The following is a 23,518-nucleotide window of genomic DNA, read 5'->3' on the forward strand; positions in this document are numbered from 1 at the left end:
GCGTCGGCATCAGCGGTGCGTCGGCATCAGCGGTGCGTCGGCATCAGCGGTGCGTCGGCATCAGCGGTGCGTCGGCATCAGCGGTGCGTCGGCATCAGCGGTGCGTCGGCACCAGCGGTGCGTCGCTCCCGGCCGAGGTGCGCGCGGGCGTCGCAGAGGAGTGGAAGAGCTTGCTCTAGATCAGGACTTCTTGAGCTGGAGAGCTTGCTCACGGAACGCGACAGCCGAACGCGTCGGGTCTTCCGCGTTCCGGAAGACCGCACCGATCGGATTCGCGAGGAGACCCGAGGGGAGCTTCAGCATGACCGCCACTCCGTACTCGGCGCGCTGCTTCTTGTCGAGGTCGACCCACTCGGCACCGTCGTTCCGCACCATGATCTCGCCGAGCAGCATCGCGAACATGGCGAGAGTGTCGCGCTTGTCGTCGACGGTGCCCGTCGCTGCGAGATCAGACGTCGCGCGGTCGACGTACTCGATGTCATCGATCACGAATGTGACCTCGTGGTCGTAGGTTGCCTGGATCGCGTTGGCGGCAACCCAGGCACCACGGAATGCCACGGACTTCGCATCCGTGGGCATCTTCTTCTTCTTACCGAACCCAAACAGGGCCATGGGCGGTCACTCTCCCTGACATCTCCGACGTGCGACAAGCATCATGTCGCACCGTCGGCGCGCACGACTACGGTGGTAGCGCTGGCCGGGGCATCAATAGATGGAGGTCAGCGTGCCGGTCGATTGGCACCCGCGGGGCAACGCATTCCCAATCATGTGGGCCTGCCGGAACGGTCGCAGCGCGGAGCCCTACGCGCACATCCGGTGGCGCGGGCCGGGCCGATACGAGGTGACGCTGCGCGGTGCGCGCGAGCCGATCGGAGAATGGCCGACTGGCGACGAGGCATCCGTCGCCGCCTGGCAGGCGCACCTCGCGACGATGCCGCAGCGCAGCCGATCAAGCGCGCCTAACGGGAAGCGTTAGCGGGACTCGTAGTAGCGCAGCTGGTCGCGTAGCCCTCGCTCCTCCGCGCGTCGCTTTCGGCGACGCATGGTCTCGTCGGCGATCAAACCGGCGACATAGGTCGCGAGGGCAGCCGCCACGGCGTCGACGTACCAGAGACACCAGAGACCCAGGCCGAGTGCGACTGCGATCGCTGCCAGCACGCCGGATGCGACCCACAGCCGCACGGGGAGCGGCCGACGCTCCATAAGTACTCTCTCGAGGCTCCTCGAAACGTCCATGTGCTCGCGCATGTAGCGACTGTCCACGGCGCGATCGTACGTAGAGGTCATGGACGATCTGCCCGAGACGCCGAGCCGCCCGCAGTGCCTTGTGCAGATGGAGGTCGCCGGCACGTCGGCCGCGCCGCGCTAGGAATGCCCGTCGTGCGGGCTCGTGAGACTCGCATGACGTTCATGTTTCGCCACCGGTTCCAAATCGCCGAAGGCAACAGGATCGGGCATCCCGAGCGCGAGATCGTGCTCAGCGAGGGACCTGTCGGTCGCGTGGTGATCCGGGGCGCGCATGACGGGAACGTCGTAGACGCGGAGCGGTTCGCTCTCCGCGGCGAGGGCTACGCCTCCGAGGACGATGCGCGCTCTGAGGGGCAGCGCTGGGTTCACGCGCTGGCGATCGGCTGTATGGCGGAGCTGACTCCTGCCAACCTCGAATCGCGATCACCCCGCGGTGGCACCACGCTCTCGGAGAGCTTCATGCAGGCCGCAGCAGATGCAGTGGGTGGTGCCGTGCGCGTCTACGGCGATCAGCCCGGGTTGCTGGTCGTTCCCGAGGATCCCACTCCGGTCTGGGGCCGGTTCGAGGCAAACGGAACCGCGATTCGGAATGGACCCGCGACCACGGCAGCGATCCGGCGCGCGTACCACGAGCGGCTAGTCCCGGACGAGCGCGCGATGCTCGCGTTCGACCTCTACTGCATCGCGGAGAGCGTCGCCGGCGACGCGGACGCTCGATTCCTCATGCTCATGTCCGCGGTCGAGGCCCTGATCGAACGAGCGCCGCGCGAAGGAGTCGCGCTCGATCTGGTGCAGGGGTTCGCCACACAGCTCGCCGCTCGGACAGACGTCGATCCCAGCGAACGCGCGAGCTTGCAGGGCGCGATCAAGGATCTGCGTTTGGAGTCGATCAGCGCGGCAGGCCGCAAGCTCGCAGCGACGCTCGATCCGCGTCGATATGGCGAGCAGTCCGCCGCCGATTTCTTCCGTCACGCCTACCGTGTGCGGAGCAAGCTCGTGCACGCAAGCGTCGGCGCAGCCCGCCCGTCGACAGACACCGTCCGTGACCTAGGCGGGCCGATGATCTATTTCGTGCGCGACCTGATCCTGGCGCGGGCCGGAGCCGCGGGTTGGCCGCACCCGCTCGATCGGTGAGTCCCGCGGGAGCACCGATCCAAAGCAGCGAAGCCCTCATAGCCGGGCTGTCATCCGGCGGCGGCACCCGGCGCTACCGATCGGTCGATCCGCATGTTGCAGACCAAAACTTCGCGCCCGGATTGCACGTGGATTGCACGCGACCGGCGATACGTGCCCGGATACGACAAAACCCCCGGAACGTCGGGGGTTTTGATCAGTGCGCGATACTGGGATCGAACCAGTGACCTCTTCCGTGTCAGGGAAGCGCGCTACCGCTGCGCCAATCGCGCTCATCAAGAGCAATTGAGTTGTCCGTGTCGTTCAGCGTGATGCCGTTCAACAGAGTGAGGTGGCGACGGGATTCGAACCCGTGTGGACGGCTTTGCAGGCCGCTGCCTCGCCTCTCGGCCACGCCACCAGGAGCGGCCCGAAGGACCGGTGAGCCTTCACTCGAGCGGATGACGAGATTCGAACTCGCGACCCTCACCTTGGCAAGGTGATGCGCTACCACTGCGCCACATCCGCATTTCGCGCCGGTTTCCCGGTGCTCGAACGACTGTACCCGATCGCCAGAGCGACGCAAAACCGGTGACGACGCGGCGCGTCGCCGCGGTCCCGCCGCCCGGTGTCCGCGTCTCGGACCGGGCTCCGGATGTGGCAGAATCGTCCGGAGCGGGCGATTGGCGCAGTTGGTAGCGCGCTTCGTTCACACCGAAGAGGTCATCAGTTCGAGTCTGGTATCGCCCACCGCAGAAGCCCCCGGCAGCGCTCGTGAGAGCGGTGCCCGGGGGCTTCGTCGTGTGCGGAGCGCCGGAGGTCAGGCCGGGAGCAGTCCGAGCTGCCCGAGCAGGCCGAGCTCGTCGCTGGAGCCCCACCGCTCCACGAGCTTCCCGTCCTCGAAGCGGCCGACCTGGATACCCCGGATGCGGAACCGCCGGCCGGTCGGCGCGTGGCCCTGGAAGTCGCCGGTGTGCGTCGCGGAGATGTCGAAGACGGCCGTGACGTGCTCGTCGTCGGCCGACACCACGAGCGGCTCGACCTCCGCGTCGGGGAAGGCGGCGAAGAAGTCCCGCCAGAACGCCTGGATGCCGGCGACGCCCGACGGCGCGCCGGGAGCCGGATCGTGATCGACCACGTCCTCGGCGAACACCTCGCCGAGGCGATCGATCTCGCGGGCGACGAGGAGCTCGCCGACGTGCTGCTGGGCCTGGAGGTTGCGGTCCCGGGTTCCGGTCATGCGTCCGGTCTACCGGGACGCGGACGACGCTCCTCCGGCTCCCCGGCGACGCCCAGGGCGCGCGGGGTCCGGCGACGCCGGCCGGGCGAGTCCGGCCAGCACGGTCACCGGTGCGGAGAGCAGCACGCCGACCGCGATCGTCGCGATGACGGCGAGCAGCTGCGTGCCGAGCACATCGACGCGCGCGGCGAAGACGAAGCCGAGCGCCTGGCCGAGGATGCCGGTGCCCGCCAGCCCGATGGTGCCGACGACGATCGCGGTGACCGCGCCCCGGACGGCCGGTCGCGCGCGGGCGAGGCCGCGCGCGTCGTGCGTCAGCGCGCCGGCGACGCCGCAGATGAGCCCGAGCAGGGGCGTATAGGGCGTCGTGATGTCCGCGACGGGGCCGATCACTCCCCCGGCCCCCGCGAGCAGCCCCAGCCGCAGCGCGCGGCCCAGCGTGGCGTCGATGCCGCGGATGCGGTCGACGAGCAGCCAGCCGATCGCGCCGGCCGCCGGGGCCAGCACGGCCGCCAGCAGCAGCCGGGGCGTGTACTCGTCGACGGCGCCCTCGAGCGCGGCGAGCCACACGGCGAACGCCGCCCACGCCGCCAGCGCCAGCGCGAGCTGCGTACCGCGCGGCCGGGGCGCGATCGCGGCGGAGTCCGGCATCCGGATGAGGGAGGCCGGCACCAGCAGGAAGGCGCCGAGGCCGACGACGAGCGCCAGCGCACCGCCGAAGTCGGACACGACGCAGGTGGTGGGCGGGCAGAGCCGCACGGCGGCCTGCGGGCCGACCAGCGCCGCGGGCACGAGGATGCCGCCCCACAGCCCGGCCGCGACGAGTGCGAGCACGCGGGGCACCTCGGCGGCGCGGGCGGCGGCCGAGAGCGCGATGCCGATCGGGGCGGCGCCGACGGAGATCGACACGGCGATCGTCGGCGCCAGCACGCCGGTGAGGCCGCCGAGCGCCGTCGTCATCACGACGGCGCAGAGCGTGAGCACGGCCGTCCAGAGCACCTGCCGCGGCCCGACCCGGAGCAGCACGGCCCCGAGTGCCGCGAGCGCGATCGCCGCGGCGGCGGCCACCGCTGCTGCCGGATCCATCGCGCCTCCCGTGCTCCTCGCACACGCTATCGGGGTGCCGCCTCCTGAGAGACGGCACCCCGATGCGTGCTGTGTTCGCGGATCGCTCCGCCGGGTTCACGCGACCGGGCTCACCCGGCCGCGCTCATCCGATCGTGCTCACTCGGCGAGGGCGTAGCCCTCCTCGCCGTGGACCATGGTGTCCACGCCGGCGACCTCGTCCTCGTTCGTGATGCGGAAGCCGATCGTCTTCTGGATGACCCAGCCGATGATGAACGTCACCACGAAGGAGAAGATCAGCACGGCGAAGGCGCCGACGGCCTGCGCGCCGAGCTGCTTCAGGCTGCCGGTGTCGATGAGGCCGATGCCGGTGCCGAAGATGCCGATGTAGAGCGTGCCGATGATGCCGCCGACGAGGTGGATGCCCACCACGTCGAGCGAGTCGTCGAAGCCGAGCTTGAACTTGAGGTCGATCGCCAGGGCGCAGACCGCGCCGGCGAGGATGCCGAGCACGATGGCCCAGAAGGGCGTGAGGATGTTGCACGCCGGGGTGATCGCGACGAGGCCCGCGACGGCACCGGAGGCGGCGCCGATCGAGGTGGGCTTGCCGTCCTTGATCTTCTCGACGATGAGCCAGCCGAGCGTCGCGGCGGCCGGGGCGGCGAGGGTGTTGATCCACGCCAGGGCGGCGATGCCGTCGACGGCGGCCTCGGATCCGGCGTTGAAGCCGAACCAGCCGAACCAGAGCAGCGAGGCGCCGAGCAGGGTCAGCGGCACGTTGTGCGGCTTGGCCATGCCCTTCGCGAACCCGACGCGCTTGCCGAGCACGAGCGCCAGTGCGAGACCCGCGGCACCGGCGTTGATGTGCACCGCCGTGCCGCCGGCGAAGTCGTTCACGCCCAGGCCGTAGACGATCCAGCCGCCGTCGGTGAGGCCCTTGTCGCCGAGGGTGAAGTTGAACACCCAGCTCGCGACGGGGAAGTAGACGATCGTGACCCAGATGCCCGCGAAGATCATCCAGGAGCCGAACTTGGCACGGTCGGCGATGGCGCCGGAGATCAGGGCCACCGTGATGATCGCGAAGGTCGCCTGGAAGCCGGCGAACGCGAGCGCGTTGAGGTCCGGTCCGCCGTCGACGGCCGTCAGCTGCGGGATCAGGCCCGCGTTCGTGAACGGGTTGCCGAGCACGTGCGGGATCAGCCAGTCGCTGCCCGACGTGAACGCCATCGAGTAGCCGTAGAGCACCCACAGCACCGCGACGAGCGCGATGGCGCCGAAGCTCATCATCATCATGGAGACCACGCTCTTCGCGCGGACCATGCCGCCGTAGAAGAACGCGACACCGGGGGTCATCAGCAGCACGAGCGCAGCCGCGACGAGCAGCCACAGCGAGTTCAGCGGCGTCTCATAGGCCGCCGCACTCACCACCTGGGACAACATCGATCTTTCACCTCTCGTCAGGGGTAGCGACGCCCGGGGGTGCAGATCTGGTGCTGAACGGGATCGGGCGGACCGCTCTTGGTACGCAGGCAGTCTCCCGGCGCGGTGTTTCGCCGCCGTCGTCCCCGTGTTTCGCGCGTGTTACGCGAGGGTCGCCCAGGTAAAAAGCAGATTTCGGGACGGTGCCGGTCAGGCGCGAGGCGCCCGGGAATCCCCTGCCGTCAGCGCGACGAGCCGCGAGACCGCGCGGAGGTACTTCTTGCGGTAGCCGCCCGCGAGCATGTCGGCCCCGAAGACCTCGTCGAGCGGCACGCCGCTCGCGCGGATGGGCACCTGCGCGTCGTAGAGGCGGTCGACCATCGCGACGAAGCGCAGCGCATCCGACTGGTCCTCGAGCGTGCGGACGTCGCGGATGCCGATCGCGTCGAGCCCGTCGACGAGGCGCACGTACCGCGACGGGTGGATCGCTGCGAGGGCGTGGAGCAGGTCGTCGAACCGGTCGGCCGCGAGCTCGCCGCCGTCCGCGGACAGCGCCGCGTCGACGGCCGCGTCGTCCGGCAGCGCGAGGGCGGAGCCGGACACCTCGCGACGTCGGTAGTCGACGCCGTCGATGCGGAGGATGTCGAAGCGGTCGGCGATGGCGGAGATCTCGCGGAGGAAGTCGCTCGCGGCGAACCGCCCCTCGCCGAGCGCGTTCGGCGGCGTGTTCGAGGTGGCGGCGATGCGGGTGCCGGACTCGACCAGCTCGCCGAGCAGCCGCGACATCATCATCGTGTCGCCCGGGTCGTCGAGCTCGAACTCGTCGATCGCGAGCAGCGAGGCGCCGCTCAGCGTGCGGACCGTCTTCTGGTAGCCGAGCGCGCCGACGAGCGCGGTGAACTCGATGAACGTGCCGAAGTACTTGCGACCGGGCGCGAGGTGCCAGAGCGCCGCGAGCAGGTGGGTCTTGCCGACGCCGAAGCCGCCGTCGAGGTAGAGGCCCGGCTTGGTCTCACGGGCGCGGCGCCGGGCGAAGAAGCCCCGCGGGCTGGTCCAGGTGGACGCGAACTCCCGCACCCGCTCCACGGCCTGCGCCTGCGACGGGTACTCGTCGTCGGGGCGGTAGTTCTCGAGGCTCGCGTCCTGGAACTGCCGCGGCGGCACGAGCGACGCGGCGATCTCCTCGCCCGTCATGGCGGAGGAGCGGTCGCGCAGCGACGGGAAGGAGACCTGCTGGTCGGATGTCATGTTCCGCGCTTCCCGATCGGGATCGATGTCGCACTCTTACGGCACTCCGGCGGGCCTCAGACGCACTGGCTAGGTTGGATCGCGGATCAACTGTACCCGCGGGGCCAGGAGCCCCATCGATCAGAAGGCAGCACCCATGCCCGTCCCCGCCGACGCCTCCCCCGCCCTGCAGAGCTTCGCGCACCCCGAGCGGCTCGTGACCACCCAGTGGCTCGCCGAGCACCTCGGCGACCCGGGTCTCGTCGTCGTCGAATCGGACGAGGACGTGCTGCTCTACGAGACCGGCCACATCCCCGGTTCGGTGAAGATCGACTGGCACACCGATCTCAACGACCCGGTCGTGCGCGACTACGTCGACGGCGCCGGCTTCGCCGCGCTGGTCGGCGGCAAGGGCATCGCCCGCGACAGCACGGTCGTGATCTACGGCGACAAGAACAACTGGTGGGCGGCGTACGCGCTCTGGGTGTTCAGCCTGTTCGGCCACGACGACGTGCGCCTCCTCGACGGCGGCCGCGCCAAGTGGGAGGCCGAGGGCCGCGAGTACACGACGGAGGCCTCCGCCCCGGCCGCGGTCGAGTACCCGGTGGTCGAGCGCGACGACCGCGTGCTGCGCGCCTACCGGGACGACGTGCTCGCCGTGATCGGCGAGGTGCCGCTCATCGACGTGCGCTCCCCGGAGGAGTTCTCGGGCGAGCGGACCAGCGCCCCCGCGTATCCGGAGGAGGGCGCCCTGCGCGGCGGCCACATCCCGACGGCGCGCAACGTGCCGTGGGCGAAGGCGGTGGCCGAGGACGGCACGTTCAAGGGCGTCGACGAGCTGCGCGGCATCTACCTCGACGGCGCCGGCCTGCAGCCCGGCGGCCCGGTGATCGCCTACTGCCGCATCGGCGAGCGGAGCGCGCACACCTGGTTCGCCCTGAAGCACCTGCTCGGCTTCGACGACGTGCGCAACTACGACGGCTCCTGGACCGAGTGGGGCAGCGCCGTGCGGGTGCCGATCGTGACGGGATCCGAGCCGGGCGCCCTCGCGGCGCGCTGAGGCCGCGATGAGCGACGACACGGGCGCCGCGGCAGCGCCGCTGCCCGAGGCGCTGACGGAGATCCGCGAGGACTTCCTCGCGATCCCGGTGCCCGAGCGCCTGCAGCTCCTGCTCGAGTTCTCGCGGGAGCTGCCGCCCCTGCCGGAGCGCTACGCCGACCACCCCGACCTGCTCGAGCGGGTGGTCGAGTGCCAGTCGCCGGTGTTCATCTTCACGGAGATCGACGACGAGCGGCGGATCCACCTCCACGCGACGGCGCCCGAGCAGGCGCCGACGACGCGCGGCTTCGCCTCGATCCTCGCCCAGGGCCTCGACGGGCTCACGGTCGACGAGGCCCTGGCCGTTCCGGCCGACTACCCGTTGACGCTCGGGCTCTCGGAGGCGGTCAGCCCGCTCCGCATCCGGGGCATGCTCGGCATGCTCGGCCGCATCCAGCGCCAGGTCCGCGAGCGGGCCGCCGCGTGATCCTCACGCCGCTGCTGCCGGCCGACGGCGCCGACCGCGCGCCGGTCGACCTGGCCGCGGACGGCGCGCGCGACCGCGTCCGGGCGCTCTGCGCCCCGCCGCGCACGCCCTGGACGCGCCTCAACCTCATCGCGAGCGTGGACGGCAGCGCGCGAGGCTCGGACGGCACCTCGGAGACGCTCTCGAACGCCGCGGACCGCGCGCTGCTGCGGGCGTATCGCGCCGTCGCGGACGCCGTGCTCATCGGCGCGGAGTCGTTCCGCGCCGAGGGCTACCTCATCCCCCGCACCTGCGCCCTCGCGGTGCTGACGGGATCCGGCGACCTCCGCGGCGCGCGCGTGCCCGAGGACCGGCCGGACCTCCGGCTCACGGTGCTCGGTCCGGCGGCGGCGGAGGAGCGCGCCCGCGAGACGCTGCCGGCCGGTGTCGACGTCGAGTTCCTCCGGCTGCCCGACGACGCCGGCCGCGTCGACCCGGCCACCGCCCTCGAGGCGCTGCGCACGGAGGGCCGGGAGTCCATCGTCTGCGAGGGCGGCCCGAACCTGGCGGCGCAGCTGCTCGACGCCGGGCTCGTCGACGAGATCTGCCTGTCGACCAGCCCGCGGATCGCCGCCACCGGCACTCCGGTCCTCGGCGGCGCCCAGGCTCGCGAGCTGGCCCTCGCCGCACTCCTCGCGGACGACGCCGGCGGCCTCTACGCCCGCTGGCGGCCCGTCGGGGCCTGAGCGTCGCCGGTCGCGAACTCGCGCACGGCCCGCTCCCACCGCTCGGGATCGAAGTTCCAGAGCCGGGTGTGCTGCGCCGTGTCGAACAGCTCGAGCTCGACGAGGTCCGGCCGTGCGGCGGCGAGCCGCTCCGACGGGCCGGACGGCACGAAGCCGTCGCCGCGGCTGTGCAGCAGCAGCGTCGGGAGTCGGAGCTCCGCCGCGCGCGACACCCAGTCGAGCCGAGCGAGGTCGACCGGCGCGGCGAGGCCGGTCGCGCGGCCGGTCAGCGGCGTGCCGAGCAGCCCGGGCACCGAGCGGATGACGGCCGGCGGCAGGCGGCGCACCTCGCCCTGGCGGGCGATCACGTCCTTCCAGTCGATCACGGGCGAGTCGAGCACGAGCCGCGAGACCCGGTCGCGGAGCTCGGAGCGCGCGGCGGCCTGCAGCACCGTGGCGCCGCCCATGGAGTAGCCGAGCAGCAGCAGCTCCTCGGCGCCCCGCTCGACGGCCCAGTGCATCGCGGCGTCGACGTCGTGCCACTCGCGGTCGCCGAGGGCGTAGCGGCCGTCCCGGCTCGCGGGCGACTCCGGGTCGTTGCGGTAGCTGATGAGCAGCGTGGTCCAGCCCGCCTCGCGCAGCGGCCGCACGGCACGCAGGGTCTCCGCGCGGGTCACGGCGCGGCCGTGCACGAGGATCGCCCAGCGGCCGGTCGGATCCGGCTCCGCCGGACCATGCCCATCGTCCCGCTCCGCCGGACCATGCCCATCTTCCGGCTCCGCCGGGACGAGCCACGCGGGCTGGTCGCCGAACTCGGTCGGAATCGCCACGTCCTCCCACGGGAAGCCGAGGTCGGCCGGTCCGAGGTGGTACCAGCCGCTCCAGCGCCCGCCCCGGGCCGTGTCGAGGTCGCCGGTGACGACCTCGTCGACGGCGCGGGTGACCCAGTCCGGTCCGCGGCCCACGACCTCGCCGAGTCGGGCGTAGCCGGTGCCGTGCGAGAAGAAGAGCCCGTAGCGCCCGGGTACGACCGTCTCCGCGTCGGCGGAGAGGGTGACGCCGGCGCGGCCGGAGGCCAGGATCCGCACGTCGTCGGGACGGCGCACCGGCGGGGTGACGATCGTGCGCGCGACGATCACGCTGACCGCCGCGGCGGCGGCGCCGGTCAGGGCCGCGGCGCCCGCGAGCCCAAGTGCGACGGTGCCGACGACGGCCGCAGCGCGGCGCGCTCGTCGTGCCATGTCGTCCTCCCCGGGCGGCCGCCGGTGTGTCACGGGGCCGCTCCCCCGTCAGAACCCTAGTCTTCCCCCGTGGAGGACAGCCTGATCGCCGAGGACCGCTTCGACGCGGCCGTCGGCCGGGTGCGTGCGGCACTGACGCGCCCCGAGCTGACGATCACCGAGATCGCGGCGCCGACCTCGCTCGCCCCGCGCGCGTTCGCGCTCTCGGCCGACGTGCGCCCCTCCCGGCACGCCGTCGACTCGGTGCTCGGCACCGGACGGCTCGTGCTGCTCCACGATCCGGAGGAGCCGGCGGCCTGGGGCGGCGCATTCCGAGTCGTCGCCTACGCGCAGGCGCCGCTGGAGACCGACATCGGCAACGACCCGTTCGTCGCGGACGTCGCCTGGTCGTGGCTCGAGGATGCGCTCGACGCCCGCGGTGCGCGCTACACCAACGCGAGCGGCACCGCGACGAAGTCGCTGTCGACGGGCTACGGGGAGCTCTCAGGCCAGGGCGACGGCGCCGAGCTCGAGCTCCGCGCCTCCTGGACGCCGCTCGACGACTTCGCCGGCGCGCACGTCGAGGCGTGGAGCGATCTGCTCTGCATGCTGGCCGGCCTGCCCCCCACGACCGACGGCGTGAGCATGCTGTCCCCGCGCCGCGCGGGTCGTGAGTAGCCTGAAGCGGTGACAGATGAGCCGGAGTCGGTGATCGACGGACCCGCTGAGCCGCGTCCGCCGCTCGAGGTCATCGCCGATGCCGACGGCTTCGCGGCCGCCGTCGAGGCGATCCGGGGCGGCGAGGGGCCGGTCGCGGTCGACGCCGAGCGGGCCTCCGGCTTCCGCTACTCGCAGCGCGCCTACCTCATCCAGGTCTTCCGCCGCGGCTCCGGCAGCTTCCTGTTCGACCCGCCGGCGATCGGCGACTTCTCCGCCCTCGCCGACGTGATCCGCGACGAGGAGTGGGTGCTCCATGCGGCGAGCCAGGATCTCGCCTGCCTCCGCGAGGTCGGCCTCGATCCCGTGCGCATCTTCGACACCGAGCTCGGCGCGCGCCTCGCGGGCCTGCCGCGGGTGGGCCTCGGCACCGTCGTCGAGGAGCTGCTCGGCATCCACCTCGCCAAGGAGCACTCGGCCGCCGACTGGTCGACCCGGCCGCTGCCGCAGAGCTGGCTGCTCTACGCCGTGCTCGACGTCGAGCTGCTCGTCGACCTCCGCGACGCGGTGGCCGGCCTGCTCGAGGAGCAGGGCAAGCTCGAGTTCGCCCGGCAGGAGTTCCAGGCGACGCTCGAGCGCGGCGCCCCCGTGCGACCGGAGCCCTGGCGCCGGCTGTCGGGCATCCACGGCCTCCGCACGAGCCGGCAGCTCGCCGTCGCGAAGTCGCTGTGGGAGGCCCGCGACTCGTACGCGCAGGAGATCGACACCGCGCCCGGCCGCCTGGTACCCGACGCCTCGATCACCGCGGCGGCCCGGACCATGCCGGCGAGCAAGCGCGACCTGGCCGCGATGAAGGACTTCTCCGGCCGCGCCAGCCGGTCGCAGATCGACCGCTGGTGGTCGGCGATCGAGGCCGGGCACGTGATCGAGGAGGTGCCGCCGCTGCGCGCCCCCGGCGAGCACGGACCGCCGCCGCCCCGCTCCTGGTCGGATCGCAACCCCGACGCGGATGCCCGCCTCAAGACCGCGCGCGGCGCCATGACGGAGCTGTCGGCCGGGCTCGCGATCCCGGTTGAGAACCTCCTCACGCCCGAGCTCCTCCGCCGGCTCGCCTGGCAGCCGCCGGAGCCGTCCACCCCCGAGGCGATCGGCGAGGCCCTCGCGGCGGCGGGCGCGCGACCGTGGCAGATTGAGGCAACCGCACAGTCGATCGCCCGTGCCTTTGCGGAAGCCCACAAAACGGTCGAGGACGAGGCCGACGAGGCTTCGTAGGAACGGCCCAACCGATTCAGCGCGCTCTCAGCGGTCTTCCTAGGCTGGATCTCGATCTCGAGACGACTTGGAGGCACCGTGGCCGCATCGCAGGACGTCGTGTTCGTGGACGGGGTACGCACCCCGTTCGGACGCGCCGGAGAGAAGGGTCAGTTCTGGAACATCAGGTCTGACGACCTCATCGTGAAGGCGATGATCGGGCTGCTGGAGCGCCACCCCGACCTCCCGAAGGACCGCATCGACGACGTGGCCATCGCCGCGACGACGCAGCAGGGCGACCAGGGGCTCACCCTCGGCCGGACGGCCGCGATCCTCGCCGGCCTGCCGCTCAGCGTGCCCGGCTACGCGGTCGACCGGATGTGCGCCGGCGCCATGACGACGGTCTCGACGATCGCCGGCGCGATCGCGTTCGGCGCCTACGACCTCGGCATCGCCGGCGGCGTCGAGCACATGGGGCGCCACCCCATGGGCCTCGACGCGGACCCGAACCCGCGGTTCCTCGCCGAGAAGCTCGTCTCGGCCGACGCCCTGAACATGGGCATGACGGCCGAGCGGCTGCACGACCGGTTCCCGCAGCTCACGAAGGAGCGCTCGGACCGCTTCGGCATGCGCAGCCAGCAGAAGGTCGCCGCGGCCTACGACGCCGGCAAGATCCAGCCGGATCTCGTCCCCGTCGCGATCGCGAGCGGGGCCGGCTGGGGCCTGGCCACCCGCGACGAGGGCATGCGCCCGGAGACGACGATGGAGGGCCTTGCGGCGCTGAAGACGCCGTTCCGCCCGCACGGCCGGGTCAGCGCGGGCAACGCGTCGCCCCTGACGGACGGCGCGACGGTCTCGCTCATCGCCTCCGCCGCCGCCGCGAAGGAGCTCGGCCTGCCGGTCAAGATGCGGCTCGTCAGCTTCGCCTTCGCGGGCGTGCAGCCCGAGGTCATGGGCATCGGGCCGATCCCGTCGACCGAGAAGGCGCTGAGGAAGGCCGGGCTCTCGATCGAGGACATCGGGCTGTTCGAGCTCAACGAGGCGTTCGCCGTGCAGGTGCTCTCGTTCCTCGATCACTTCGGCATCGACGACGACGACCCGCGGGTGAACCAGTGGGGCGGCGCGATCGCCATCGGCCACCCGCTCGCGTCGTCCGGCGTCCGGCTCATGATCCAGCTCGCGGCCCAGTTCGCCGAGCACCCCGAGGTGCGCTACGGCCTCACCGCGATGTGCGTCGGCCTCGGCCAGGGCGGATCGATGATCTGGGAGAACCCGCACTACACCGGGAAGAAGAAGGGCTGAGCGTGACCGACCCCCGTTTCACTCGACTGGCGGAGCTCGACCCGGACGAGGTGGTCACGCACTCCTACGTGCGCGACATCCCCCTCCCCTCCGGACGCACTCTCGCGCTGATCACCCTCGACAACGGCCGCGACCACACGCGCCCGTCGACGCTGGGCCCGAACACGATGCTCGAGCTCGGCGAGCGGCTCGACGAGCTGAAGGCCCGCGCGGCCGCCGGCGAGATCGACGGCGTCGCCATCACCGGCAAGCGGTTCATCCTCGCCGCCGGCGCCGACCTGTCGAAGGTCGGCGAGATCCCGGACCGCGACACCGGTCTCGCGATGGCGCAGCTCGGGCATCAGACGCTCGGCCGGCTCGCGGACCTCGGCGTGCCGTCCTTCACGTTCATCAACGGGCTGGCGCTCGGCGGCGGCGTGGAGATCGGGCTCAACGCCACGTACCGCACGATCGACTCGTCGGTGCCGGCGTTCGCGCTGCCCGAGGTGTTCCTCGGCATCATCCCGGGCTGGGGCGGCGCCTGGCTGCTCCCGAACCTCATCGGCATCGAGAACGCCCTCGAGGTCGTCATCTCGAACCCGCTGAAGAACAACCGGATGCTCAAGGGCCCACAGGCGTTCGAGCTCGGCATCGCGGACGCGATGTTCGGGCCGGCGAACTTCCTCGAGGACTCGCTGGTGTGGGCCGACCAGGTGCTCTCCGGCGCGATCAAGGTGAAGCGCAAGAACGAGCCGGGTCTGATCGAGCGCAAGACCAAGTGGCCCATCGCGATCGGCGTCGCCGAGAAGATGCTCAAGGAGCGCATCGGCACGGTGCCGAAGAGCCCGTACCGCGCGCTCGCGCTGCTCAGGGCCGCGGCGGGCACCGACCGGAAGACCGGCTTCGCCGCGGAGGACGAGGCCCTCGCCGACCTCATCTCGGGCGACCAGTTCCGCGCCTCCATCTACGCGTTCAACCTCGTGCAGAAGCGCGGCAAGCGGCCGGCCGGCGCGCCGGACAAGTCGCTCGCCCGCCGCATCACGAAGGTGGGCGTGCTCGGCGCCGGCCTCATGGCCTCGCAGTTCGCGCTGCTGTTCGTGCGCCGCCTCCAGGTGCCCGTGGTCATCACCGACCTCGACCAGGCGCGCGTCGACAAGGGGCTCGACTACATCCGCGGCGAGATCGACGCCCTGTTCGCGAAGGGGCGCATCGACTCCGACGAGGCTGGCAAGCTGCGCGGGCTCGTCAGCGGCACCGTCGACAAGGCGGACTTCGCCGACTGCGACTGGGTCATCGAGGCGGTCTTCGAGGAGCTCGGCGTCAAGCGCGCCGTGTTCGCCGAGGTGGAGCAGCACATCTCCCCCGACGCGATCCTCGCGACGAACACGTCGTCGCTGTCGGTGGAGCAGATCGGCGCGGAGCTGGCGCATCCGGAGCGGCTCGTCGGCTTCCACTTCTTCAACCCCGTCGCGGTGATGCCGCTCATCGAGGTCGTGCGGACGGTGCACACCACCGACGAGGCGCTGAGCACCGCCATGGTGACGGCCGCCGCGCTCCGGAAGACCGCGATCATCACCGCGGACACCCCCGGCTTCGTCGTGAACCGCGTGCTGGCGAAGGTGCTCGGCGAGGCGATGCACGCCGTGGAGCAGGGCACGCCGTTCGAGACCGTCGTCGAGGCGCAGAAGCCGTTCGGCCTGCCGATGGACCCGTTCGTGCTGCTCGAGCTCGTCGGCCTCACGGTCGGCGCGCACGTGCTCGACACGCACCACGCCGCGTTCCCCGACCGGTTCTTCGACAGCCCGGCGCTGCACGAGCTCGCGGAGCTCGGCCGCATCTACGAGAAGGACGGCAAGGGCCGCGTCAAGGGCGTCGACCCGAAGGCCGCCGCGATCGTGAAGCGGCACGTGCCGAAGGGCGCCACCCCGTACACCGCGGAGGAGCTGCGGCTGCGCTTCGAGGACGGCCTGGCGGACGAGATCCACCGGATGCTCGTCGACGACGCGGTCGTCGGCGCGCCGGAGGACATCGACCTCGGGCTCATCCTCGGCGCGGGCTATCCGTTCCAGATGGGCGGCCTGACGCCGTACCTCGACCGCGTCGGCGCCTCGGAGCGGGTGTTCGGCGACACCTTCCACCACCCGCGCATCGTCGGGGTCGACTGACCGGGCGGCGCGAGCACGAGAGAGCCCCGGATCCTGGCGGATCCCGGGCTCTCTCGTTGCGGGGCGCCGGGCCGGCGGTGCTCGCCGCGGCTAGTGGTGCGCGCCGCCGCGGGCGGCCAGCTCCTCATCCGACAGCTCGGGCGTCTTCGGCGTGCGGGTGAAGAACGCGATCACGATCGGCACGAGCGAGATGATCGCGCCGGTGAGGAACGCGAGGTGCACGCCGTCGGCGAGCTCGAGCGGCGTGGCCGTCTCCGGGGTCGCGGCGCCCGCCGCGGCCGTGCCCATCGCGAGGAACGCGATGAAGATCGCCGCGCCGGCCGCGCCGGCCACCTGCTGGATGGTGCCGATCGTCGCACTGCCGTGCGAGTACAGGTGCGGCGGCAGCGCCGACGTGCCGAGCGTGAACACGGTGGTGAACAGGAACGCGAGCCCCAGGCTCAGCATGATGTGCGCGATGAGCACCATGAAGAGCGGCGTCTCGGCGCCGAAGGTCGTCATGACCCAGAACGCGGCGCTGACCATGATCGAGCCGGGGATGAGCAGCGGCCGCGCGCCGAACCGGTCGTAGAGCCGGCCGACGAGCGGTCCGAGCAGTCCCATGACGAGTCCGCCGGGCAGCTGGATGAGCCCGACGACGCTGGTGTCCTGCTTCAGCACCGTCTGCACGTACATCGGGAACACGATCACGACGCCGAACAGCGCGATCATCGAGACCGAGAGCACGAGCACCGATTTCGTGAACGTCGACGACGTGAAGGTGCGCAGGTCGAGGAACGCCGAGTCGGTGCGCTGGAGCTGGAGCTGCCGGAGCACGAAGGCGACGAGGAACACGACGCCGATCGCGAGCGGGATGCCGGCCGGCAGCATCTCCTTGCCCTCGGCCGCCGCGCCGAACTCGCTGAGGCCGAACACGAAGCCGCTGAAGCCGATCGCCGAGACGATGACCGACAGCACGTCGAGCGGCACCTTGCGGGGATCGCCGACGTTCGGGATGCGGGCCAGGCCGACGACCAGTGCCGCGATCGCGAGCGGCAGCATCACCCAGAACAGCCCGCGCCACGGCACGACCTGCAGCAGCAGGCCGGAGACGGCCGGGCCGATCGCCGGGGCCATCGACATGACGATGGAGATGCGGCCCATGATGCGGCCGCGGTCGGACAGCGGCACGAGGTTCAGCACTGTCGTCATCATCAGCGGCATCATGATCGCCGTGCCGCTCGCCTGCACCACGCGGCCGATGACGAGCACGCCGAACGTCGGCGCGGTCGCGGCGAGCAGGGTGCCGAGGCCGAACAGCGTCATCGCGGTGATGAACACCGGCCGCGTGTTGAGCCGCTGGAGCAGGAACCCGGTGATCGGGATCACGACCGCCATGGTCAGCGCGAACGCGGTCGTCAGCCACTGGCCCTGGCTCGGCGTGATGCCGAGGTCCTTCATGATGTCCGGCACGGCGACGCTCATCATCGTCTCGTTGAGGAAGACGACGAACACGGAGGCGAGCAGCAGCCCGATCGCGGTGGCGTTGCGCCGCGCGATGGCCTTGGCATCCGCGGCGGCCGACACGGCCTCGGCGCTCTGCACCGGCACGGCTGACGTGTCCGGCTGGTCGTCGACGGTCTTCTCGGACACGCGGTCCTCCTCTGGTCGGCGGGAGATCGGGGCGGCTGGGCGGGCTCCGGCATGGAGTCCCGCGCGGCTCGTGGGGCAACACAGCTGATCGGCGACGGATTCCCGAACCGACGGAGATTTCATCCGCCGGTCGCGAGTCGGGCCCCGTCGCCGATGTTCACACTGTCCACATATGCTATCGCGGACGTCCGACATCGCAACCGCCGATCTGCCGACGGCGGAGGAGCGTCCGGGCTCAGTCCTCGAGGGGGGCGGCGGTCTCGCTGGGCTCGATGGTGAGCTCGCGCTCCCCCGGCAGCGGCCGCGCGTACGGCAGGCGAGTGCCGAGCACCTGCGACACGATGTCGCGGGCGATCTGCTGATCGGTGAGTCCGACCTCCGCCAGCAGCCCGTCGCGCGAGCCGTGCGGCAGGAACTCGTCGGGCAGGCCGAGCTCCGAGACCGCGGTGTCGACGCCGGCGTCGCGGAGGTCCTGCCGAACGCGGGTGCCGATGCCGCCGACTCGGGTGCCGTCCTCGATCGTGACGACGAGCCGGTGCTGCCCGGCCAGCTCGATCACGCTGCGCGGCACCGGCACGACCCAGCGAGGGTCGACGACCGTGGCGCCGATCCCCTGCGCGCCGAGCCGCTCGGCGACCTGCATCCCGAGCTTCGCCATCGGCCCGACCGTCACGATGAGCACGTCGCGGTGCGGCGCCTCCCGCAGCACGTCGACGCCGTCGTCGGTGCGCCGCACGGCGTCGAACTCGCTGCCGACGGAGCCCTTCGAGAAGCGCAGCACGGTGGGGGCGTCGTCGACCGCGACCGCCTCGGCGAGCTCCTCGCGCAGGCGGGTCGCGTCGCGCGGCGCGGCGAGGCGGATGCCGGGCACCACCTGCAGGATCGCGAGGTCCCACATGCCGTGGTGGCTGGGGCCGTCCGGCCCGGTGACGCCGGCGCGGTCGAGCACGAACGTGACGCCGGCGCGGTGCAGCGCGACGTCCATGAGGATCTGGTCGAAGGCGCGGTTCACGAACGTGGCGTAGAGCGCGACGACCGGGTGCAGTCCGCCGAACGCGAGGCCGGCGGCGCTGGTCACGGCGTGCTGCTCCGCGATGCCGACGTCGAACACCCGCTCGGGGAAGCGCTCGGCGAAGCGGTGCAGGCCCGTCGGGCGCAGCATCGCGGCGGTGATGCCGACGATCCGCGGGTCGCGCTCGGCGAGCTCGACGATCTCGTCGGCGAACACGCTCGTCCACGACGGCTTCGACGGCGCCTCGATCGGCTCCCCGGTGTCGGGATCGATCTGCCCGACGCTGTGGAACTGGTCGGCCGCATCCCGCACGGCCGGCTCGAAGCCGTGGCCCTTCTCGGTGATGACGTGCACGATCACCGGGGCGTCGTAGTCCTTCGCCTGGGTCAGTGCCTCCTCGAGGCCGCGCAGGTCGTGGCCGTGCACCGGCCCGATGTACTTGATGTCGAGGTTCGAGTACAGCGCCTCGTTGTTCGAGAAGCGCGCCAGGAAGCCGTGCATGCCGCCGCGGAGGCCGCGGTAGATCGCGCGGCCGGGGGCCCCGAACATCCCCGCGAAGCGGCGGCTCGAGTGGTAGAGGTCGCGGTAGGCGCGGCGCGTCCGGACCGTGTTCAGGAAGCGCGCCATGCCGCCGATCGTCGGCGCGTAGGAGCGGCCGTTGTCATTGACGACGACCACGAGCCGGCGGCTGTTGTCGTCGGAGATGTTGTTCAGCGCCTCCCACGTCATCCCGCCCGTGAGCGCGCCGTCGCCGACCATGGCGACGACGTAGCGGTCGCCCTGGCCGGTCATCGCGAACGCGCGCGCGATGCCGTCGGCCCAGCTCAGCGAGCTGGAGGCGTGCGACGACTCGACGATGTCGTGCTCCGACTCGGAGCGCTGGGGGTAGCCGGCGAGGCCGTGCCGCTCGCGGAGGTGCGTGAAGTCCTTGCGGCCGGTGAGCAGCTTGTGCACGTAGCTCTGGTGGCCCGTGTCGAAGACGATGGCGTCACGGGGCGAGTCGAACACCCGGTGGATCGCCATGGTGAGCTCGACGACGCCGAGGTTCGGGCCGAGGTGACCGCCCGTCTTCGAGACCTCGGTGACGAGGAACCGCCGGATGTCGGCGGCGAGCTCCGCGAGCTGGTCGCGGTCGAGATCATCGAGATCTCGGGGTCCGGAGATCCGATCGAGCAGCGACATGGCATCCAGGGTACGCGCCGCGCGCGCTCAGATGAGGGAGCGCAGCGCGTCCGCGGGGGCGACGCCCAGCCGCCGGGCGCGCTCGACGAGGCGGGCGTGCTCCTCGGGCGTCAGCGTCAGGGTGACCTCCACCAGCGCCGGCTCGTCGAGCTCGAACAGCGACAGCTCGGGCGCGTCGTCGTCCGCCTCCGGATCGGCCTCCGCGACCGCCGCGCGCGGCGCGTCGGCGGCGACGGCCGCGGCGGTCGGCGCCGTGACGGTGCGCCCCTCGCCGTCCCATCCGGGGCCGGACGGCACGTCGGTGCCACGCTGGTACGCCTCGGCGGCGCCGCGGGCGCGGGTGTCCGCCGCCTCGTTGAGCTCGTGGCCGATGTGGCCCTTCACCCACTCGAAGCGGTAGCGGCGCCCGGCGATCGCAACGTCGATCTGCTGCATGAGCTCGACGTTGAGCACCGGCTTGCCGTCGCCCTTCCGCCAGCCCTTCGCCTTCCAGCCCGGCATCCACTTCGTCACCGAGTTGATGACGTACTGGCTGTCGCAGAACACGAGCAGGTCGTCGTCGAGGTGCGCGGTGGCGCGGAACAGCTCCAGCACGGCGGTGAGCTCGCCCTGGTTGTTCGTCGCGCGCGGCCAGCCGCCGGCCGCCCAGTGCTCGTCGTCCACGTACCAGGCCCAGCCGGCCGGTCCGGGGTTGCCGAGCGCCGAGCCGTCGGCGGCGGCGGTGATGGTCAGACGAGGCTCCGGAGCACGTACTGCAGGATGCCGCCGTTGCGGTAGTAGTCCGCCTCGCCGGGGGTGTCGATGCGCACGACCGCGTCGAACTCGATCGTCTGCTTGCCCTCGGGCGACTGCTCGCTGGGCGCGGCGACGACGTGGACCGTCGACGGGGTGGTGCCCTCGTTGAGCTGCTCGATGCCGGTGATCGATACGACCTCGGTGCCGTCGAGGCCGAGCGACGCCCAGCTCTCCCCTGCCGGGAACTGCAGTGGCACGACGCCCATGCCGATGAGGTTCGAGCGGTGGATCCGCTCGAAGCTCTCGGTGATGACGGCCTTGACGCCGAGCAGCGAGGTGCCCTTCGCGGCCCAGTCGCGGCTCGAGCCCGAGCCGTACTCCTTGCCGCCGAAGATCACCAGCGGGGTGCCGGCGGCCTGGTAGTTCCGGCTGGCGTCGTAGATGAACGCCTGCGGGCCGTCGGCCTGGGTGAAGTCGCGGGTGTAGCCGCCCTCCACGCCGTCGAGCAGCTGGTTCTTCAGGCGGATGTTCGCGAACGTGCCGCGGATCATCACCTCGTGGTTGCCGCGGCGCGATCCGTAGGAGTTGAAGTCCTTGCGGTCGACGCCGTGCTCGACGAGGTAGTGGCCCGCCGGGCTGTCGGCCTTGATCGAGCCGGCCGGGCTGATGTGGTCGGTGGTGACCGAGTCGCCGAGCTTCGCGAGCACGCGGGCGCCCGAGATGTCGGAGACGGGCGTGGTCTCGAGCGTCATGCCGTCGAAGTACGGGGGCTTGCGCACGTAGGTCGACGCCTCCGACCACTCGAAGGTCGAGCCCTCCGGGGTCGGGAGCGAGCGCCAGCGCTCGTCGCCGTCGAACACGCCGGCGTACTCGTGCGTGAACATCTCGGTCGTGATCGACTCGTCGATCGTCTTCTGCACCTCGGCGGCATCCGGCCAGATGTCCTTGAGGTAGACGTCGGCGCCGTCGGTGCCGGTGCCGAGCGCGTCGGTGTCGAAGTCGAAGTTCATCGACCCGGCCAGCGCGTACGCGATGACGAGCGGCGGCGACGCGAGGTAGTTCATCTTCACGTCGGGGTTGATGCGGCCCTCGAAGTTGCGGTTGCCGGAGAGCACCGCGGTGACGGCGAGGTCGTTGTCGTTCACCGCGGTCGAGATCTCGTCGAGCAGCGGGCCCGAGTTGCCGATGCAGGTCGTGCAGCCGTAGCCGACCGTGTAGAAGCCGAGCGCCTCGAGGTCGGAGGTGAGTCCGGCCTTCTCGTAGTAGTCGGTGACGACCTTGGATCCCGGCGCGAGCGTGGTCTTGACCCACGGCTTCGCCTTGAGGCCCTTCGCGGCGGCGTTGCGGGCGAGCAGGCCGGCCGCGAGCATGACGCTCGGGTTCGACGTGTTCGTGCAGGACGTGATCGCGGCGATCGCGACGGCGCCGTGGTCGAGCACGAACTCCTCGCCCGACTCCAGGCTGACCTTCGTGGGCTTGGTCGCCGTGCTCGGCGCGTGGCTCGTGTGGTGGTGCGAGTGCTCGTGGGCCGAGTCCTCGTCCTGCGCCGTGAACCCGATCGGGTCGGAGGCCGGGAACGTGCCCTCGATGGCGGCGTCGACCCGGGAGAGGTCGGCGTCGGCGTAGTCGCCGAGGTCCGACTCGAACTGGGTCTTCGCGAGGCTGAGCTCGATGCGGTCCTGCGGGCGGCGGGGACCGGCGATCGACGGGACGACGGTCGCGAGGTCGAGCTCGAGGTACTCGCTGTAGACGGGCTCGGTCGACGGGTCGTGCCAGAGCGACTGCAGCTTCGAGTACGCCTCGACGAGCTGGATCTGCTCCTCGTCGCGGCCGGTCATGCGCAGGTAGTCGAGCGTGACGTCGTCGATGGGGAACATGGCCGCCGTCGAGCCGAACTCCGGGCTCATGTTGCCGATGGTGGCGCGGTTCGCGAGCGGCACCTGGGCGACGCCCTCGCCGTAGAACTCCACGAACTTGCCGACCACGCCGTGCTTGCGCAGCATCTGCGTGATGGTCAGCACCACGTCGGTCGCGGTGACGCCGGTCGGGATGCTGCCGGAGAGCTTGAAGCCGACGACGCGCGGGATGAGCATCGAGACCGGCTGGCCGAGCATGGCCGCCTCGGCCTCGATGCCGCCGACGCCCCAGCCGAGCACGCCGAGGCCGTTGACCATGGTGGTGTGCGAGTCGGTGCCGACGCAGGTGTCGGGGTAGGCGCGCAGGACGCCGTCGACGGTCCGCGTGTAGGTGACGCGCGCCAGGTACTCGATGTTGACCTGGTGCACGATGCCGGTGCCGGGCGGGACGACCTTGAAGTCGTCGAACGCGGTCTGGCCCCAGCGGAGGAACTGGTACCGCTCGCCGTTGCGCTCGTACTCGATCTCGACGTTGCGCTCGAGGGCGTCCTCGGTGCCGAACAGGTCGGCGATGACGGAGTGGTCGATGACGAGCTCGGCCGGAGCCAGCGGGTTCACCTTCGTCGGGTCGCCGCCGAGCGTCGCGACCGCCTCGCGCATGGTGGCGAGGTCGACGATGCAGGGCACGCCGGTGAAGTCCTGCATGACCACGCGGGCCGGCGTGTACTGGATCTCGGTGTCCGGCTCGGCCTGCGGGTTCCAGCCGCCGAGGGCGCGGATCTGGTCCGCCGTCACGTTCGCGCCGTCCTCGGTGCGGAGCAGGTTCTCCAGCAGCACCTTGAGGCTGAACGGGAGCTTCTCCGAGCCGGGGACCGAGTCGATCCGGAACACCTCGTAGTCCGTGCCGCCGACCGTGAGCGTGCTCTTCGAGTTGAAACTGTCGATCTTCGACACGTGCCGTCCCCTTCGCTGGTTCGGACCCATC

The 23,518-nt window shown here is 71.5% G+C and carries 19 protein-coding genes and 4 tRNA genes; 9 read left to right on the forward strand and 14 right to left on the reverse strand.

Annotated features, from left to right (window positions below):
* Positions 1–180: 180 nt before the first annotated feature.
* A complete protein-coding gene (locus tag AC1RSJ_RS14830) occupies positions 181–612 on the reverse strand; it encodes a hypothetical protein (protein ID WP_493119209.1) in 432 nt (143 codons plus the stop codon).
* Between the two features lie 360 nt (positions 613–972).
* Complete coding sequence (locus AC1RSJ_RS14835; protein ID WP_493119210.1) at positions 973–1,248, reverse strand: hypothetical protein; 276 nt, start codon at positions 1,246–1,248, stop codon at positions 973–975.
* Positions 1,249–1,401: 153 nt separating this feature from the next.
* Between AC1RSJ_RS14835 and AC1RSJ_RS14840 the strand changes: the two genes are divergently transcribed.
* Entirely contained in the window at positions 1,402–2,382 is a 981-nt protein-coding gene (locus tag AC1RSJ_RS14840; protein ID WP_493119211.1) for a hypothetical protein, read from the forward strand.
* Between the two features lie 200 nt (positions 2,383–2,582).
* On the opposite strand, the gene AC1RSJ_RS14845 is transcribed toward AC1RSJ_RS14840, so the two are convergent.
* The 3 genes from AC1RSJ_RS14845 to AC1RSJ_RS14855 form a co-directional block, all read right to left on the reverse strand.
* Positions 2,583–2,654, reverse strand: a tRNA-Val gene (locus tag AC1RSJ_RS14845).
* Between the two features lie 57 nt (positions 2,655–2,711).
* A tRNA-Cys gene (locus AC1RSJ_RS14850) sits at positions 2,712–2,782 on the reverse strand.
* A gap of 35 nt (positions 2,783–2,817) precedes the next feature.
* A tRNA-Gly gene (locus AC1RSJ_RS14855) sits at positions 2,818–2,889 on the reverse strand.
* A gap of 149 nt (positions 2,890–3,038) precedes the next feature.
* Between AC1RSJ_RS14855 and AC1RSJ_RS14860 the strand changes: the two genes are divergently transcribed.
* Positions 3,039–3,111 (forward strand) — tRNA-Val (locus AC1RSJ_RS14860).
* A gap of 70 nt (positions 3,112–3,181) precedes the next feature.
* On the opposite strand, the gene AC1RSJ_RS14865 is transcribed toward AC1RSJ_RS14860, so the two are convergent.
* From AC1RSJ_RS14865 to zapE, 4 genes are all read right to left on the reverse strand, one after another.
* Positions 3,182–3,601 carry an ester cyclase gene (locus tag AC1RSJ_RS14865; RefSeq protein WP_493119212.1) on the reverse strand — a complete coding sequence of 140 codons (420 nt, stop codon included), beginning with the start codon at positions 3,599–3,601 and terminating at the stop codon, positions 3,182–3,184.
* Positions 3,602–3,610: 9 nt separating this feature from the next.
* Positions 3,611–4,687 (reverse strand): hypothetical protein, encoded by a 1,077-nt coding sequence (locus tag AC1RSJ_RS14870; protein WP_493119213.1) that lies wholly within the window; start codon positions 4,685–4,687, stop codon positions 3,611–3,613.
* A gap of 138 nt (positions 4,688–4,825) precedes the next feature.
* Positions 4,826–6,106, reverse strand: coding sequence for an ammonium transporter (locus AC1RSJ_RS14875; RefSeq protein ID WP_493119214.1), 1,281 nt, complete (start codon positions 6,104–6,106; stop codon positions 4,826–4,828).
* A gap of 189 nt (positions 6,107–6,295) precedes the next feature.
* Positions 6,296–7,333, reverse strand: coding sequence for a cell division protein ZapE (zapE, locus tag AC1RSJ_RS14880; RefSeq protein ID WP_493119215.1), 1,038 nt, complete (start codon positions 7,331–7,333; stop codon positions 6,296–6,298).
* A gap of 136 nt (positions 7,334–7,469) precedes the next feature.
* Here zapE and AC1RSJ_RS14885 point away from each other — a divergent pair, with 136 nt between their 5' ends.
* From AC1RSJ_RS14885 to AC1RSJ_RS14895, 3 genes are read left to right on the forward strand one after another with little or no spacing between them, the layout of a single operon-like run.
* Positions 7,470–8,372 carry a sulfurtransferase gene (locus AC1RSJ_RS14885; RefSeq protein ID WP_493119216.1) on the forward strand — a complete coding sequence of 301 codons (903 nt, stop codon included), beginning with the start codon at positions 7,470–7,472 and terminating at the stop codon, positions 8,370–8,372.
* Positions 8,373–8,379: 7 nt separating this feature from the next.
* Positions 8,380–8,838, forward strand: coding sequence for a SufE family protein (locus AC1RSJ_RS14890; RefSeq protein WP_493119217.1), 459 nt, complete (start codon positions 8,380–8,382; stop codon positions 8,836–8,838).
* Complete coding sequence (locus AC1RSJ_RS14895; protein WP_493119218.1) at positions 8,835–9,563, forward strand: dihydrofolate reductase family protein; 729 nt, start codon at positions 8,835–8,837, stop codon at positions 9,561–9,563. Before AC1RSJ_RS14890 ends, AC1RSJ_RS14895 begins: the two co-directional genes overlap by 4 nt.
* Here AC1RSJ_RS14895 and AC1RSJ_RS14900 read toward each other — a convergent pair.
* Positions 9,533–10,783 carry an alpha/beta hydrolase gene (locus AC1RSJ_RS14900; protein ID WP_493119219.1) on the reverse strand — a complete coding sequence of 417 codons (1,251 nt, stop codon included), beginning with the start codon at positions 10,781–10,783 and terminating at the stop codon, positions 9,533–9,535. The two genes, AC1RSJ_RS14895 and AC1RSJ_RS14900, sit on opposite strands and share 31 nt — an antisense overlap.
* A gap of 69 nt (positions 10,784–10,852) precedes the next feature.
* On the opposite strand from AC1RSJ_RS14900, the gene AC1RSJ_RS14905 reads away from it, so the two are divergent.
* The 4 genes from AC1RSJ_RS14905 to AC1RSJ_RS14920 all read left to right on the forward strand — a co-directional run bounded on the left by AC1RSJ_RS14905 (position 10,853) and on the right by AC1RSJ_RS14920 (position 16,116).
* Complete coding sequence (locus AC1RSJ_RS14905; RefSeq protein WP_493119220.1) at positions 10,853–11,440, forward strand: DUF3000 domain-containing protein; 588 nt, start codon at positions 10,853–10,855, stop codon at positions 11,438–11,440.
* Between the two features lie 9 nt (positions 11,441–11,449).
* Complete coding sequence (locus tag AC1RSJ_RS14910; protein WP_493119222.1) at positions 11,450–12,691, forward strand: ribonuclease D; 1,242 nt, start codon at positions 11,450–11,452, stop codon at positions 12,689–12,691.
* Positions 12,692–12,769: 78 nt separating this feature from the next.
* On the forward strand, positions 12,770–13,972 hold the full coding sequence (locus AC1RSJ_RS14915) for a thiolase family protein (RefSeq protein WP_493119223.1): 1,203 nt from the start codon (positions 12,770–12,772) through the stop codon (positions 13,970–13,972).
* Between the two features lie 2 nt (positions 13,973–13,974).
* A complete protein-coding gene (locus AC1RSJ_RS14920; RefSeq protein WP_493119224.1) occupies positions 13,975–16,116 on the forward strand; it encodes a 3-hydroxyacyl-CoA dehydrogenase NAD-binding domain-containing protein in 2,142 nt (713 codons plus the stop codon).
* Between the two features lie 90 nt (positions 16,117–16,206).
* Here AC1RSJ_RS14920 and AC1RSJ_RS14925 read toward each other — a convergent pair whose 3' ends face one another.
* The 4 genes from AC1RSJ_RS14925 to AC1RSJ_RS14940 form a co-directional block, all read right to left on the reverse strand.
* Positions 16,207–17,748, reverse strand: coding sequence for an MDR family MFS transporter (locus AC1RSJ_RS14925; RefSeq protein ID WP_493119225.1), 1,542 nt, complete (start codon positions 17,746–17,748; stop codon positions 16,207–16,209).
* A 235-nt stretch (positions 17,749–17,983) separates the two neighbouring features.
* Positions 17,984–19,942: a 1-deoxy-D-xylulose-5-phosphate synthase gene (dxs, locus tag AC1RSJ_RS14930; RefSeq protein WP_493119226.1), complete on the reverse strand. Its 1,959-nt coding sequence runs from the start codon at positions 19,940–19,942 to the stop codon at positions 17,984–17,986.
* A 27-nt stretch (positions 19,943–19,969) separates the two neighbouring features.
* A complete protein-coding gene (locus AC1RSJ_RS14935; protein WP_493119249.1) occupies positions 19,970–20,674 on the reverse strand; it encodes a ribonuclease H family protein in 705 nt (234 codons plus the stop codon).
* A complete protein-coding gene (locus AC1RSJ_RS14940; protein WP_493119227.1) occupies positions 20,671–23,487 on the reverse strand; it encodes an aconitate hydratase in 2,817 nt (938 codons plus the stop codon). Before AC1RSJ_RS14940 ends, AC1RSJ_RS14935 begins: the two co-directional genes overlap by 4 nt.
* Positions 23,488–23,518: the final 31 nt, after the last annotated feature.

This window comes from Schumannella sp. GW821-FHT10F01 (genome assembly GCF_058809295.1).

Coding starts and splice junctions, on each gene's coding strand:
- AC1RSJ_RS14900 (WP_493119219.1), bottom strand. CDS start 10,783: ATGGCACGACGAGCGCGCCGCGCTGCGGCCGTCGTCGGCACCGTCGCA.
- AC1RSJ_RS14890 (WP_493119217.1), top strand. CDS start 8,380: ATGAGCGACGACACGGGCGCCGCGGCAGCGCCGCTGCCCGAGGCGCTG.
- dxs (WP_493119226.1), bottom strand. CDS start 19,942: ATGTCGCTGCTCGATCGGATCTCCGGACCCCGAGATCTCGATGATCTC.
- AC1RSJ_RS14885 (WP_493119216.1), top strand. CDS start 7,470: ATGCCCGTCCCCGCCGACGCCTCCCCCGCCCTGCAGAGCTTCGCGCAC.
- AC1RSJ_RS14835 (WP_493119210.1), bottom strand. CDS start 1,248: ATGCGCGAGCACATGGACGTTTCGAGGAGCCTCGAGAGAGTACTTATG.
- AC1RSJ_RS14870 (WP_493119213.1), bottom strand. CDS start 4,687: ATGGATCCGGCAGCAGCGGTGGCCGCCGCCGCGGCGATCGCGCTCGCG.
- AC1RSJ_RS14865 (WP_493119212.1), bottom strand. CDS start 3,601: ATGACCGGAACCCGGGACCGCAACCTCCAGGCCCAGCAGCACGTCGGC.
- AC1RSJ_RS14840 (WP_493119211.1), top strand. CDS start 1,402: ATGACGTTCATGTTTCGCCACCGGTTCCAAATCGCCGAAGGCAACAGG.
- AC1RSJ_RS14830 (WP_493119209.1), bottom strand. CDS start 612: ATGGCCCTGTTTGGGTTCGGTAAGAAGAAGAAGATGCCCACGGATGCG.
- AC1RSJ_RS14875 (WP_493119214.1), bottom strand. CDS start 6,106: ATGTTGTCCCAGGTGGTGAGTGCGGCGGCCTATGAGACGCCGCTGAAC.
- zapE (WP_493119215.1), bottom strand. CDS start 7,333: ATGACATCCGACCAGCAGGTCTCCTTCCCGTCGCTGCGCGACCGCTCC.